Origin of the sequence: uncultured Lutibacter sp., from assembly GCF_947493565.1 — a bacterium.
GTDB classification, from domain to species: Bacteria; Bacteroidota; Bacteroidia; order Flavobacteriales; family Flavobacteriaceae; genus Lutibacter; species Lutibacter aestuarii.
Genome location: NZ_CANLRG010000034.1, coordinates 1 through 227 on the forward strand (window position 1 = coordinate 1; position 227 = coordinate 227).

Below are 227 nucleotides of genomic sequence, written 5' to 3' on the forward strand. Positions count from 1 at the left end.
TTACCGTAGTTTTGGGAAGAGATGCTCGTATTTCAGGAAAAATGATAAGTAGTTTGGTAGGCAATACCTTGGTAGGTATAGGGATAAATGTAATAGACATAGGATTGTCAACCACACCTACAGTAGAAGTTGCCGTTCCATTAGAGAAATCCGATGGCGGAATTATCATTACAGCAAGTCATAACCCTAAACAATGGAATGCTTTAAAATTACTCAATGGAAGAGGA

1 pseudogene is annotated in these 227 nt (G+C 37.9%); it reads left to right on the forward strand.

The window, feature by feature from the left end:
- A pseudogene (locus tag Q0714_RS14200) lies at positions 1 to 227 on the forward strand (phosphoglucosamine mutase); the annotation flags it as partial.